The organism is Streptomyces mutomycini, assembly GCF_001700505.1.
In the GTDB taxonomy this organism is placed as follows: Bacteria; Actinomycetota; Actinomycetes; order Streptomycetales; family Streptomycetaceae; genus Streptomyces; species Streptomyces mutomycini.
In genome coordinates this window covers 1-13,308 of sequence record NZ_MAPV01000242.1, presented here as the reverse complement: position 1 = coordinate 13,308, position 13,308 = coordinate 1, and the positions used below count along the sequence as shown (strand labels likewise).

The window sequence follows — 13,308 nt, the reverse complement described above, 5'->3', positions numbered from 1 at the left end:
CGGTGCGGGGGCCACATTCGTGCAGGCGGTGTCCGGGTCAGTGGACGTTGCCCATGAGCGTCTTGACCTTGCCGCGGTACATGAAGATCGCGACACCCGCGGCGACCGCGAGGGCGGCCTGGAGTGCCACGACCCCGGTGCCGTTGAGCTCGACACCCGCGAGGGAGAGCAGGCCCGTGGTGCAGTCACCGGCGGTCACGGCCAGGAACCAGACACCCATCATCTGGCTGGCGTACTTCGCCGGGGCCATCTTCGTGGTGACCGACAGGCCGACCGGGGACAGCGTCAGCTCGCCGACGGTCTGCACGAAGTAGATCGCGACCAGCCACATCGCGGCGGCCTTGTGGCCGTCGCCCGCGATGGTCAGCGGCGCCAGGAAGAGGAAGAACGACGCGCCGACCAGCACCAGACCGGAGCTGAACTTCACGACCGTGCTCGGCTCCTTGCCCCGCCGGTTCAGCGCCAGCCAGAAGGCGGCGAAGACCGGGGCCAGCGCCATGATCAGGACCGGGTTGACCGACTGGTACCAGGAGACCGGGAAGTCCCAGCCGAGGACCGAGTTCTCCGCGGAGGAGTCGGCGAAGATCGCCAGGGTCGAACCGCCCTGGTCGTAGATCATCCAGAAGATGGCGGCGGCCACGAAGAACCAGATGTAGCCGGACATCTTCTTCTGCTCGGTCTCGCTGAGCTCCTTGTCGCGCTTGATGCGCGTCAGGACCATGACCGGGATGACCAGGCCGGCGATCGTGATCGGGACCAGCAGCCAGTTCAGCGTGTAGACACCGGTGACGACGGTGCCGATGTAGAAGACGGCCGCGATGCCCAGCCAGATCATCGACTTGCGCAGGGTGGACGCGCGCTCGTCCGCGGAGAGCGGCTTCGGCACGACGAGGCTGCGCTGGTCCAGGTGGCGGGTGCCGAGCAGGAACTGGATGACGCCCAGGCCCATGCCGAGCGCGGCCAGGGCGAAGCCCAGGTGCCAGTTCACGTTCTCACCGACGGTGCCGATGATCAGCGGGGCGGCGAAGGCACCCATGTTGATGCCCATGTAGAAGATCGTGAAGCCACCGTCGCGGCGCGGGTCGTCCGGGCCGTCGTAGAGGTGGCCGACCATCGTCGAGATGTTCGACTTCAGCAGACCGGAGCCGATGGCGACCAGCCCGAGCCCGGCGAAGAAGGTGCCTTCGGCGGGCAGTGCCAGCGTCAGGTGGCCGAGCATGATCACGCCGCCTGCGATGGCTACGGTCTTGCGGGGCCCCCAGACACGGTCGCCGAACCAGCCGCCGGGCATGGCGAGCAGGTACACCAGCGACAGGTAGACCGAGTAGATCGCCGTGGCCGTGGCGGGGTTCATGTGAAGCCCGTTGGGAGCGATCAGGTAGAGCGGGAGAAGGGCACGCATGCCGTAGTAGCTGAAGCGCTCCCACATCTCCGTCATGAAGAGAGTGGCCAGGCCGCGGGGGTGGCCGAAGAAGGTCTTCTCCGCACCAGGAGTACTGGCCGAGTCCTTCGTCAGGCTGGACGCCATGGTCGATCCTTGCTGGTCGGGACGCGCCGCCTCGTGAGCCGTACGCGCCCGGTGGGGGGTGGCCGGCACCGGGCGGACGCGCCCCACCCCTGACGCCTCGAGGGGATCCGATCCGGCCGCCCGCTCCGCAGGGAGTTCGGGGGCGGGGTCGTGGGACAGACCGCTCCGGGATCCACGCCCGGCGCGCGTCCTCGCGCCCCGGGCCCGGCCCACAGGTCATTCACTGATCGGGGCCGGCGGGAACCGGCCCGTACACAAAAGAGACCCTTGGCGCGAAAAGCTGCCCAAAGGTCCTTCGGTGGTGCAACAGGCGTCGAGCAACCATACGACACGACACGCGGGGATATGGAAGGACTTGAGACATGGATCACAGGTGTACGTGGAACCACATTCGCATATTCGAAGGAGGATGACCGATTCGTGGCCCTGACCCGCAGGGCCTGACCAGTGCTTCACCCCGTCAGGCCCGCGCGGACTACCATCACTGCATGACCCGTGTACTGCTCGCCGAGGACGACGCTTCCATCTCGGAGCCACTGGCCCGCGCCCTGCGTCGTGAGGGTTACGAGGTCGAGGTCCGCGAGGACGGCCCGACCGCGCTCGACGCCGGGCTCCAGGGGGGCGTCGACCTGGTCGTCCTCGACCTGGGGCTGCCCGGGATGGACGGTCTCGAGGTCGCCAGGCGGCTGCGGGCCGACGGTCACGCGGTGCCGATCCTGGTGCTGACCGCCCGGGCCGACGAGGTCGACACCGTGGTCGGCCTCGACGCCGGGGCCGACGACTACGTCACCAAGCCCTTCCGTCTCGCCGAGCTCCTCGCCCGGGTCAGGGCCCTGCTGCGCCGCGGCGCCACCGAGCCCGCGCCGCAGCCCGCCACGCACGGCGTCCGGATCGACGTCGAGTCCCACCGGGCGTGGATGGGGGACGAGGAACTCCAGCTCACCGCCAAGGAGTTCGACCTGCTGCGGGTCCTCGTGCGGGACGCCGGCCGGGTCGTCACCCGCGACCAGCTGATGCGTGAGGTCTGGGACACCACCTGGTGGTCCTCCACCAAGACCCTCGACATGCACATCTCCTGGCTCCGCAAGAAGCTCGGCGACGACGCGGCCAATCCGCGCTACATCGCCACAGTCCGGGGCGTCGGCTTCCGGTTCGAGAAGAGCTGACGTACAGAACACTCATGCGCCGCCGACTGATCAACTCCACGCTCGCCGTGGTGCTCGTCGTGATCGCCGTCTTCGGCGTCTCCCTCGTCATCGTCGAGACCCGCACCATCAGCAACAGCGCCCAGGAAAGCGTCGACTCCGAGGCCTTCCGGCTGATCAGCGTCGTCGAGAGCAGACTGCTCGGCGCCGAACGGATCACCCCCCAGGTCCTCGCCGAGCAGGTGGACCCCAGCCGCTACGCCCGTGTGGAGATCCCCGGGCGGGCGCCCATCGAGGTCGGCGAGCGTCCCACGGACAGCGACGTCACCCGCAGTACCGAGACGGGGGAGCAGGGTGAGAAGGTCACCGTCGAGGAGTCCCGCTCGGCCGTGACCCGTGAGGTCGGCCGGACCCTGCTGATCATCGGCGCGGTGGCGCTGCTCGCCATCATCTCCGCCGTACTCCTCGCCGTACGCCAGGCCGACCGGCTGACGTCCCCGCTCACCGACCTCGCCGAGACCGCCGAACGCCTCGGATCGGGCGACCCGCGTCCGCGGCACAAGCGGTACGGGGTGACGGAGCTGGACCGGGTCGCCGACGTCCTGGACGCCTCCGCCGAGCGGATCGCCCGGATGCTGACCGCGGAGCGGCGCCTCGCCGCGGACGCCTCGCACCAGCTCCGCACGCCCCTCACCGCCCTCTCCATGCGGATCGAGGAGATCTCCGTCACCGACGATCCGGAGACGGTGAAGGAGGAGGCGAACATCGCGCTCACCCAGGTCGAGCGGCTCACGGACGTGGTGCAGCGGCTGCTGACCAATGCCCGTGATCCGCGCACCGGCTCCGCCGTCGTCTTCGACCTCGACGAGATCGTCAAGCAGCAGATCGAGGAGTGGCGCCCCGCCTACCGCAGCGCGGGCCGCGCCGTCGTCTGCTCCGGCAAGCACGGGCTGGAGGCCGTCGGAACCCCCGGTGCCGTCGCCCAGGTGCTCGCCGCGCTGATCGAGAACTCACTGATGCACGGTGGCGGCACGGTCGCGCTGCGTACCCGCGTCACCGGCAACCAGGTCGTCGTCGAGGTCACGGACGAGGGCCCCGGTGTTCCCGCCGACCTCGGGGCGCGCATCTTCGAGCGCACCATCAGTGGCCGCAACTCCACCGGCATCGGCCTCGCCGTGGCCAGGGACCTCGCCGAGGCCGACGGCGGCCGGCTCGAACTGCTCCAGCAGCAGCCGCCGGTCTTCGCCCTCTTCCTCAGCCGGGTCGCGCCGAACCGCAAGGATTCCGTACGTCCGGTGCGCTGAGCGCCGAGGGGATCCGTACGTCCGGTGCGCCGAACCGCAACGAAGCCGTACGCCGGATGCGCCGGCGTCAGCGGGGCACGGGGCCGGGCGCTACCTCGTCGGAGGGCCGCCGCTGCTCCAGAAACCGTTCCGCGCTGAGCACGGCCTCCTTGGCCGGCAGCGCCCTGAACACCCAGGTGCGGTAGGACCAGAAGCGGAACAGGGTGGCGATCCCGATGCCGACGATCTTGAATACGTTGCTCTGGACCGGGCTGTCCCACCCGAAGCCGTACGTCGCCACATAGAGGACGCCCGTCTCGATCACCGCGCCGACGGCGCTGAACAGCAGGAACAGCATCAGTTCCCGCGTCCGGCCGGTCTTGTCGCGCTCCCTGTAGGTCCAGTAGCGGAAGCCGACGTAGTTGAAGAGGATGGCGACGACCGTCCCCATCAGCCCGGCCCGCACCACCGGGATCTCCGTGGTGCGCCAGATCAGGTTGGAGACGGCGATGTTGACCACCAGCCCGAGCGCTCCGACCGCGCCGAACTTGGCGACCTCCCGGGCCAGCAGCTCAAGCCGGGTCCGCAGTGCGCCCCGTTCGCTCATGGTGATCGCTCAGCCCCGTCCGGTCGGTTTCGTCAACCCGGCCATGCTAACCAGCCCTCCCGTGCGATGCCTGTGTCACCGAGTGCCGCATGACGGGGCTTCGTTCCCGGAGCGGTCGGAGCGGTCGGAGCGGTCGGAGCGGTCGGAGCGGCCGGAGCGGCGGGAGCGGTCGGAGCGGCCGGCGTGGCGGGGCCCGGCGGGACAGGGTGAGGGGAGTTCCGCACGCCCGATACCCTGGACACGTGACGTTCCCTGTAGTCGGCATGGTCGGCGGCGGCCAGCTCGCCCGGATGACCCACGAGGCCGGCATCCCCCTCGGTCTGAAATTCAAGCTCCTCAGTGACACCCCCCAGGATTCGGCCGCCCAGGTGGCCGGCGAAGTCGTCGTCGGCGACTACCGCGACCTGGAGACACTGCGCGCCTTCGCACGCGGCTGCGACGTGATCACCTTCGATCACGAGCATGTGCCGACCGAGCACCTTCGGGCCCTGGAGGCGGACGGCATCCCCGTACGCCCCGGCCCCGACGCCCTCGTGCACGCCCAGGACAAGGGGGTGATGCGCGCCAGGCTCACGGAGATCGGTGCGCCCTGCCCCCGCCACCGCATCGTGGAGGACGCGGCCGACGCCGCGGCCTTCGCCGACGAGGTGGGGGGCTTCCCCGTCATCCTCAAGACGGTCCGCGGCGGCTACGACGGCAAGGGCGTCTGGGTGGTCCGCTCCGAGGCGGACGCCGCCGAGCCCTTCCGGGCCGGTGTCGCCGTCCTCGCCGAGGAGAAGGTCGACTTCACGCGGGAGCTGGCGGCCAACATCGTCCGTTCGCCGCACGGCCAGGCCGTCGCCTACCCGGTCGTCGAGTCCATCCAGGTCGACGGGGTCTGCGACACCGTCATCGCCCCGGCGCCCGGTCTGGACGAACGCCTCGCCGGCGAGGCCCAGCAGCTGGCCCTGCGGATCGCCGCCGAGCTCGGTGTCGTGGGCCACCTCGCGGTCGAGCTCTTCGAGACGCGGGATGGGCGCATCCTCGTCAACGAGCTCGCGATGCGCCCGCACAACTCCGGGCACTGGACCCAGGACGGTGCGGTCACCTCGCAGTTCGCCAACCACGTGCGGGCCGTCCTCGACCTGCCGCTCGGCGACCCCCGCCCGCGCGCAACCTGGACGGTCATGTCCAACGTCCTCGGCGGCGACTACCCGGACATGTACCAGGCGTACCTGCACTGCATGGCACGCGACCCGCAGCTCAAGATCCACATGTACGGCAAGGACGTGAAGCCCGGCCGCAAGGTGGGCCACGTCAACACCTACGGCGACGACCTGGCGGACGTGCGGGAGCGCGCCCGGCACGCGGCCGACTACCTGCGAGGAACGATCACCGAATGACCGCATCAGGCTCCGCCCCCGTCGTCGGCATCGTCATGGGATCGGACTCCGACTGGCCCGTGATGGAAGCGGCCGCGAAGGCCCTCGGCGAGTTCGAGATCCGCTACGAGGTCGACGTCGTCTCCGCCCACCGCATGCCGCACGAGATGATCGCGTACGGCGAGTCGGCGGCGGACCGCGGTCTCAAGGCGATCATCGCGGGTGCGGGCGGGGCCGCCCACCTGCCCGGCATGCTCGCCTCCGTCACCCCGCTCCCCGTGATCGGCGTCCCCGTGCCGCTGAAGTACCTCGACGGCATGGACAGCCTGCTCTCCATCGTCCAGATGCCGGCCGGGGTCCCCGTCGCCACGGTCTCCGTCGGCGGCGCCCGCAACGCCGGTCTGCTCGCCGCCCGTATCCTCGCCGCCCACGACGCGGAGCTCCTCACGCGGATGAAGGACTTCCAGCAGGAGCTCAAGGAGCAGGCGACGGAGAAGGGCAAGCGGCTGCGCGCGAAGGCCCAGGGCGCGGACTCCTTCGGCTTCGGGAAGTAGGCGCCCCGTGACCAGTCCTCAGGACCTCGACCGGGCCCGCCTCCTCCTCGCCGCCCACCCCGTCGTCGACGGCCACAACGACCTCCCCTGGGCCCTGCGCGAGCAGGTCGGCTACGACCTCGACGCCCGCGACATCTCCCGGGACCAGACCGGCATCCTGCACACCGACATCCCGCGGCTGCGGGCCGGCGGCGTCGGCGCGCAGTTCTGGTCCGTCTACGTGTCCAACCGGCTGACCGGCGACGACGCGGTCAGCGCCACGCTGGAACAGATCGACGTGGTCGGCGAGATGCTGGCCCGCTACCCGGAAGACCTGCGGCGCGCCCTGACCGCGGACGACATGGAGAAGGCCCGCGCCGAAGGCCGTATCGCCTCCCTGATGGGCGCCGAGGGCGGCCACTCGATCAACAACTCCCTGGCCACCCTGCGCGCGCTGCACACCCTCGGCGTCCGCTACATGACGCTCACGCACAACGACAACACCGACTGGGCGGACTCGGCGACCGATTCCCCGCGCGCCGGCGGCCTGACGGAGTTCGGCCGTGAGGTCGTGCGCGAGATGAACCGCGTCGGGATGCTGGTCGACCTCTCCCATGTGGCGGCCACCACGATGCGTGACGCGCTCGCCACCTCAGTCGCGCCGGTGATCTTCTCGCACTCGTCCTCCCGGGCGGTCTGCGACCACCCGCGCAACATCCCCGACGACGTGCTGCGGATGCTCGCAGCCAACGGCGGCGTGGCCATGGCGACCTTCGTGCCGAAGTTCGTCCTCCCGGCGGCCGTCGAGTGGACGCTCGCCGCCGACCGCAACATGCGGGAGCACGGCCTGCACCACCTGGACACCACCCCGGCCGCCATGCGGATCCACGCGGACTTCGAGGCGCTCAACCCGCGCCCGATGGCCACCGTGGCGACGATCGCCGACCACCTCGACCACATGCGCGAGATCGCCGGGATCGACCACATCGGCATCGGCGGCGACTACGACGGCACGGCGTTCCTCCCGCTGGGGCTGGAGGACGTGTCGGGCTACCCGTACCTGATCGCGGAGCTGCTCACGCGCGGCTGGTCGGAGACCGACGTGGCCAAGCTGACCTGGCAGAACGCCGTACGGGTCCTGCGCGACGCGGAAGCGGTGTCCCGTGATCTGAGCACCCGGGTCGGTCCGTCCCACGCGACGATCGGCGAGCTGGACGGCCCGCTGCGCTGACCTTCCGCGTACCGGACCGGGCGGCGGGGCCGGCGGGGCTGACACAGCCCTGCCGGCCCCGCCGCTTTCGTGCGCTCCCGCACTAGCCGACGTAACACAGGCAGAACGGGTGCCCCGCGGGGTCGGCGTACACGCGCCAGGTGCGTGACGGGTCGCCCGACTCCAGGAGCGTCGCCCCCAGTGACAGCACCTTCCGCTCCGCCGCTTCAAGGTCCTCCACCTCCAGGTCGAGATGGAACTGCTGCGGGGCCTCGGGCCGCGGCCACCGCGGCGGTACGTGACCGGGCGCGGCCTGGAAGGCCAGTGCCGCGCCGTCGTCGGTCTTCAGATCGACCCAGCCCTCGCCGTCGTCCTCGGCCCTGCCGCCGAGTACCTGGGCGTAGAAACCGGCCAGGGCGACGGGGTCGGGGCAGTCCAGGACGACGGAGCCCAGCTTGGCGACGGTCATGACGTCTCCTCCTCGGATCGGAACCGCGACGGGGCCCGGCGGACAGCCACCACCCCGCAGTTACCTCTTGGTCCGCTCAACCGGTAACCGTTACTGCATACTCCCGCAAAGGCGGTAACCTCGCAACATGAATGCGCGCGACCATGAATGACAGAGCGGCTGCCCCGGGCGGACTCGCCCTGATCGAGAGCCTGGTCAACACGCTGGACGTGGAGACCGGCGCGGACACACTCGGCACGGAGGCAGGGCGCGCGGCCTTCGGCCTGGCCGAGGCGGACGTGCCGGACGCGCGTGTCCTGCGCGAGGCGCTGCGCGCGGTCTGCCTCACCCACGCCGGGCACCGCCCGCCGGAGGGCTCACCGGCACCCCCGCTCGACCGGCTCCTCGCCGCCGCGCCGCTCCGGGTCACCGTGGACGCCGCCGGCAACGCCGCGCTGCTGCCTGTCGCCGAGCCGCCCGGGCTGACGGCCCGGGTCGCCGCGGCCGTCGCGGAGGCCGCGGCGGACGGCACCTGGGCACGGCTCAAGGCGTGCGAGGCCGAGGACTGCCGCTGGGCGTACTACGACCGCAGCCCCGCGGGGCGCCGCCGCTGGTGCTCCATGTCGGTGTGCGGAGCCCGCGCCAAGATGCGTACGTACCGCGCCAGGCGGGACGCGGATCCGGGCTGAGGCCGGATCCGCGTCCCGGACCGCGGCCGTTCGCGTCAGGCCTTCGGGCGGCCCATCGCCCGGTACGTCCAGCCGGCTTCGCGCCACACCGTGGGGTCGAGCGCGTTGCGCCCGTCCAGGATGATCCGCTTCGCCGCGACCTCACCCAGCGAAGCCACGTCCAGCTCCCGGAATTCCCGCCACTCCGTCAGGTGCAGCACCACGTCCGCGCCGCGCACCGCTTCCAGAGCCGTGTCCGCGTAACCGAGCGTCGGGAAGAGGCGCCGTGCGTTGTCCATGCCCTTCGGGTCGAAGACGGTGACCTGGCCGCCCTGGAGGTGGATCTGGCCGGCGACGTTCAGAGCCGGCGAGTCGCGTACGTCGTCGGAGTCCGGCTTGAAGGTGGCGCCCAGCACCGCGACGCGCGTGCCCAGGAACGACCCTCCGCCCACCGCCTCGCGGGCCAGCTCCACCATGTGGCCGCGGCGGCGCATGTTGATGGAGTCGACCTCGCGCAGGAAGGTCAGCGCCTGATCGGCGCCGAGCTCACCGGCGCGTGCCATGAAGGCCCGGATGTCCTTGGGGAGACAGCCCCCGCCGAAGCCGATCCCGGCCCGCAGGAACTTCTTCCCGATGCGCTCGTCGTGGCCGATCGCCTCCGCGAGCTTCACGACGTCGCCGTCGGCGGCCTCGCAGACCTCGGCCATGGCGTTGATGAAGGAGATCTTGGTCGCGAGGAAGGAGTTGGCGGAGGTCTTCACCAGCTCGGCGGTGGGGAAGTCCGTCACGACGAAGGGCGAACCCTCGGCGATCGGGCCCGCGTACACCTCGCGCAGGAGCTTCTCGGCACGCTCGCTCTCCACGCCCACGACGACCCGGTCCGGGTGGAGCGTGTCCTTCACCGCGAAGCCCTCGCGCAGGAATTCGGGGTTCCAGGCCAGCTCGGCGTCCGCGCCCACCGGTGCCAGCTCGGCCAGCCGCGCCGCCAGCCGGGCGGCGGAGCCCACCGGCACGGTGGACTTGCCCACGACCAGGGCGGGGCGGGTCAGCTGCGGGGCCAGCGACGCGAAGGCGCTGTCCACGTAGCTCATGTCGCAGGCGTACTCGCCGTGCTTCTGGGGGGTGTTCACGCAGACGAAGTGCACATCGCCGAACGCGCCGATCTCCTCCCAGGAGGTCGTGAACCGCAGCCGCCCCGTGGACCCCTCGATGCCCGCGACGTGCTTCTGCAGGATCTCCTCGAGCCCCGGCTCGTACATGGGCACCCGGCCGGCCGAGAGCATCTCGACCTTCTCGGGCACGACGTCGAGCCCGAGGACTTCGAAGCCGAGCTCCGCCATGGCCGCGGCATGGGTGGCGCCGAGGTAGCCGGTACCGATCACGGTGATCCTGAGGGCCATGGGTGCTCCTGAACGATGCGGACAGACGTGCGGACCGAGCATATCCGGGGCCTCGGGAGCACCCGTTCCGAGACGCCGTCCGCGGCTGTCGGCAAGCTCACGTGCCCCGCCCGTATGCCTTCGGCCGGCGGGGACACTAAAATTGGGTTACTTAACGGTAGTTAGCATCCTTGGGGAGTGAGCGTCTTGGCGGGTTCGACCGATTTCGACCTGTACCGTCCGGCCGAGGAGCACGACATGCTCCGCGAGACGATCCGTTCGCTCGCCGAGGCGAAGATCGCCCCGCACGCCGCCGCGGTGGACGAGGAGGCCCGCTTCCCGCAGGAGGCGCTGGACGCCCTGGTCGCCTCGGACCTGCACGCGGTCCACGTGCCGGAGGAGTACGGAGGCGCGGGCGCCGACGCGCTCGCCACGGTCATCGTGATCGAGGAGGTGGCCCGCGCCTGCGCGTCCTCCTCCCTCATCCCGGCCGTGAACAAGCTGGGCTCGCTCCCGGTGATCCTCTCCGGCTCCGAGGACCTCAAGAAGAAGTACCTGGGCCCGCTCGCCAAGGGCGACGCGATGTTCTCGTACGCCCTCTCCGAGCCGGACGCCGGCTCCGACGCGGCGGGCATGAAGACCAAGGCCGTCCGCGACGGCGACTTCTGGGTCCTCAACGGCGTCAAGCGCTGGATCACCAACGCGGGCGTCTCCGAGTACTACACGGTCATGGCCGTGACCGACCCGACGAAGCGCTCCAAGGGCATCTCGGCGTTCGTCGTCGAGAAGTCCGACCCGGGCGTCTCCTTCGGCGCCCCGGAGAAGAAGCTCGGCATCAAGGGCTCCCCGACGCGCGAGGTCTACCTCGACAACGTCCGCATCCCCGCCGACCGCATGATCGGCGAGGAGGGAACCGGCTTCGCCACCGCGATGAAGACCCTGGACCACACCCGCATCACCATCGCGGCCCAGGCCCTCGGCATCGCCCAGGGTGCCCTCGACTACGCCAAGGGCTACGTCCAGGAGCGCAAGCAGTTCGGCAAGCCGATCGGCGACTTCCAGGGCATACAGTTCATGCTCGCCGACATGGCGATGAAGCTGGAGGCCGCCCGCCAGCTCACCTACTCGGCGGCAGCCAAGTCCGAGCGCCTCGACGGCGACCTGACCTTCTTCGGAGCCGCGGCCAAGTGCTTCGCCTCCGACGTCGCGATGGAGGTCACCACGGACGCCGTCCAGCTGCTCGGCGGCTACGGCTACACGCGTGACTACCCGGTGGAGCGCATGATGCGCGACGCGAAGATCACGCAGATCTACGAGGGCACGAACCAGGTCCAGCGGATCGTCATGGCCCGCAACCTGCCGTAGGGCGACCTCTCGCGGCTGTCGCGGCCCCCGGCCTCAGGCCGGGGGCCGCACCCATGGGTACGCGGGGGTGCCGGGCGGCCTGGGGAGCCGCCGCGTCCAGGGGCATTCGCGGAGCGCACCGTACGCCGCTGATAGGGTCCGCTGAGGCTGACCGCAACGTGATGGAGTTGGTTCGTGAAGCTGCTCCCGCTGTTCCTCCGCAGGCCCATAGAGGCGGTGTACGAGCGCCGGCTGGCCTCCACCCTGGTGGGGCTGCCACGCCCGCAGCACGTCGGGGTCATGCTCGACGGCAACCGGCGCTGGGCCCGGCAGGCGGGCCATACGGACCTCCGGGAGGGGTACCGGGCCGGCGGCGCCAAGGCGACCGAGTTCCTGGACTGGTGCGCGGCCGCCGGAATCGAGCGCGTGACCCTCTTCATGCTGTCCGACGACAACCTCGGGCGCCCCGCCGAGCAGCTCGGTCCGCTGATCGAGATCATCAAGGAGACCGTCCAGGACATCACGGCCGCGGGCCGTCCCTGGGAGGTCCAGGTGATCGGATCGCTCGACCTGCTCCCCGGCGCCACCGCCGAGGTCCTCAAGGACGCCACCGCCGCGACGTCCGGGCGCGGTGGGCTCAAGGTGGACATCGCAGTCGGCTACGGCGGCCGGCGGGAGATCGTCGACGCGGTCAAGAGCGCGTTCGCGGCGCACATCGCGGCCGGCGGCGACCCCGCCGAGCTGGCCGAGCGGTTCGACATCGACGACATCTCCCGGCACCTGTACTCGCCGACCGCCGACCACACCGACTTCATCATCCGGACGTCCGGCGAGCAGCGGCTGTCGGGCTTCCTGCTCTGGCAGTCCGCCTACGCCGAGATGCACTGGGTGGACTGCTACTGGCCGGCGTTCCGCCGTGTGGACTTCCTTCGCGCGATCCGCTCGTACGCCGGCCGCCAGCGCCGGTTCGGGAAGTGACCGCCTGCTGAAGGGAGGAAGGGGGCACTGCCAGGTGACCCGCTGACCGCGAGCTCCGCCACTCTTGGAGCCTGGGAACGGGGTGCGGTCACGGGCGAGGATCACTCCTCGGTGAAGACGTCCTCGGCGGTGGTGGTGGTGACGGCGCGGCTGAACCACCGGTCCAGGAGGTGCAGGTCGTCGCAGCCGGCGATCTTCTCGCGGGCCTCGACGGGGACGGTGACGCCGCGCAGTTCGAGCAACCGCAGGATGTCCTCGGCCCGGCCTGCGGCCCGGCCTTCGTCCCGGATCTCCTCGGAGAGGGGCGAGGTGTAGAAGGAGAGGTCCACGGCCACCAGGTTCCTCCATTGTTGTGCGGCCGGACGGTTGCCCAGGCCTTGTGCGGTGAGTTCGATGAGCGGGTTCGCGATGCTTTCCGGCGTGTCCCGCAGGGTGGTCGACAGCGTTTTCAGTATGGCACCGATGTCCGGATCGTCGGCGTGTGTGATGAGGGCCAGCGTGGTGAACGCCGGGTCCTTGCGGGCCTCGGCCACGTCGGTGATGACGGGCATGTTGTGGGGCCCGGCGACTAGGGGGCGGAGGGTGAGCGCCGGCCACTGCGGTGCGCCCAGGGGGACGGGGCGGGCTGCCCACCGGGCGGTGCTGTGGTCCTGGCAGACGACGAGCAGGGTGGTGGGGAGCCGGTACTTCTCCAGGAGGTGGGCGAGGTAGTAGGCCCAGCTGGTCGGTTTGTCGGGGTCCTTTCTGCCCTGGGCTTCTACGGCGAGGAGGAAGGGCCCGTCGTTCTCGGTCTCGATGCGCAGGAGGGTGTCGACGCGCCGTTC

13 protein-coding genes are annotated in these 13,308 nt (G+C 70.6%); 8 read left to right on the top strand and 5 right to left on the bottom strand.

Translation table 11 applies throughout. The annotated features are described in order from the left end of the window. Positions 1–37 precede the first annotated feature (37 nt). Complete coding sequence (locus BFF76_RS28015; protein ID WP_031098783.1) at positions 38–1,528, bottom strand: oligopeptide:H+ symporter; 1,491 nt, start codon at positions 1,526–1,528, stop codon at positions 38–40. Positions 1,529–2,016: 488 nt separating this feature from the next. Between BFF76_RS28015 and BFF76_RS28010 the strand changes: the two genes are divergently transcribed. After that, positions 2,017–2,694, top strand: a complete 678-nt coding sequence (locus BFF76_RS28010) for a response regulator transcription factor (RefSeq protein WP_031098784.1) — start codon at positions 2,017–2,019, stop codon at positions 2,692–2,694. A gap of 14 nt (positions 2,695–2,708) precedes the next feature. Next, the gene (locus tag BFF76_RS28005) at positions 2,709–3,977 is read left to right on the top strand and encodes an ATP-binding protein (protein WP_031098786.1); all 1,269 of its coding nucleotides are present in this window, start codon (positions 2,709–2,711) and stop codon (positions 3,975–3,977) included. 67 nt (positions 3,978–4,044) lie between these two features. Here BFF76_RS28005 and BFF76_RS28000 read toward each other — a convergent pair whose 3' ends face one another. Then, positions 4,045–4,563, bottom strand: coding sequence for a GtrA family protein (locus BFF76_RS28000; RefSeq protein ID WP_031098788.1), 519 nt, complete (start codon positions 4,561–4,563; stop codon positions 4,045–4,047). A 242-nt stretch (positions 4,564–4,805) separates the two neighbouring features. On the opposite strand from BFF76_RS28000, the gene BFF76_RS27995 reads away from it, so the two are divergent. The 3 genes from BFF76_RS27995 to BFF76_RS27985 are packed head-to-tail and all read left to right on the top strand — an operon-like array spanning position 4,806 to position 7,688. Further along, complete coding sequence (locus BFF76_RS27995; protein ID WP_078850749.1) at positions 4,806–5,945, top strand: 5-(carboxyamino)imidazole ribonucleotide synthase; 1,140 nt, start codon at positions 4,806–4,808, stop codon at positions 5,943–5,945. Further along, a complete protein-coding gene (purE, locus tag BFF76_RS27990) occupies positions 5,942–6,478 on the top strand; it encodes a 5-(carboxyamino)imidazole ribonucleotide mutase (protein WP_031098791.1) in 537 nt (178 codons plus the stop codon). The genes BFF76_RS27995 and purE overlap by 4 nt, the downstream gene beginning before the upstream one ends. 7 nt (positions 6,479–6,485) lie before the next feature. Then, the gene (locus tag BFF76_RS27985) at positions 6,486–7,688 is read left to right on the top strand and encodes a dipeptidase (RefSeq protein WP_031098793.1); all 1,203 of its coding nucleotides are present in this window, start codon (positions 6,486–6,488) and stop codon (positions 7,686–7,688) included. 82 nt (positions 7,689–7,770) lie between these two features. On the opposite strand, the gene BFF76_RS27980 is transcribed toward BFF76_RS27985, so the two are convergent. Next, entirely contained in the window at positions 7,771–8,136 is a 366-nt protein-coding gene (locus tag BFF76_RS27980; RefSeq protein WP_065849321.1) for a VOC family protein, read from the bottom strand. A 143-nt stretch (positions 8,137–8,279) separates the two neighbouring features. Here BFF76_RS27980 and BFF76_RS27975 point away from each other — a divergent pair, with 143 nt between their 5' ends. After that, entirely contained in the window at positions 8,280–8,804 is a 525-nt protein-coding gene (locus BFF76_RS27975; protein WP_053929159.1) for a CGNR zinc finger domain-containing protein, read from the top strand. A gap of 35 nt (positions 8,805–8,839) precedes the next feature. On the opposite strand, the gene BFF76_RS27970 is transcribed toward BFF76_RS27975, so the two are convergent. Next, positions 8,840–10,183 carry a UDP-glucose dehydrogenase family protein gene (locus BFF76_RS27970; RefSeq protein WP_031098797.1) on the bottom strand — a complete coding sequence of 448 codons (1,344 nt, stop codon included), beginning with the start codon at positions 10,181–10,183 and terminating at the stop codon, positions 8,840–8,842. A 186-nt stretch (positions 10,184–10,369) separates the two neighbouring features. On the opposite strand from BFF76_RS27970, the gene BFF76_RS27965 reads away from it, so the two are divergent. After that, positions 10,370–11,527 carry an acyl-CoA dehydrogenase gene (locus tag BFF76_RS27965; protein ID WP_031098800.1) on the top strand — a complete coding sequence of 386 codons (1,158 nt, stop codon included), beginning with the start codon at positions 10,370–10,372 and terminating at the stop codon, positions 11,525–11,527. 174 nt (positions 11,528–11,701) lie between these two features. Then, positions 11,702–12,484 carry an isoprenyl transferase gene (locus tag BFF76_RS27960; protein WP_053929160.1) on the top strand — a complete coding sequence of 261 codons (783 nt, stop codon included), beginning with the start codon at positions 11,702–11,704 and terminating at the stop codon, positions 12,482–12,484. A gap of 101 nt (positions 12,485–12,585) precedes the next feature. On the opposite strand, the gene BFF76_RS27955 is transcribed toward BFF76_RS27960, so the two are convergent. Then, on the bottom strand, positions 12,586–13,308 hold a 723-nt coding region (locus tag BFF76_RS27955), incomplete at its 5' end, for a hypothetical protein (RefSeq protein ID WP_107418504.1).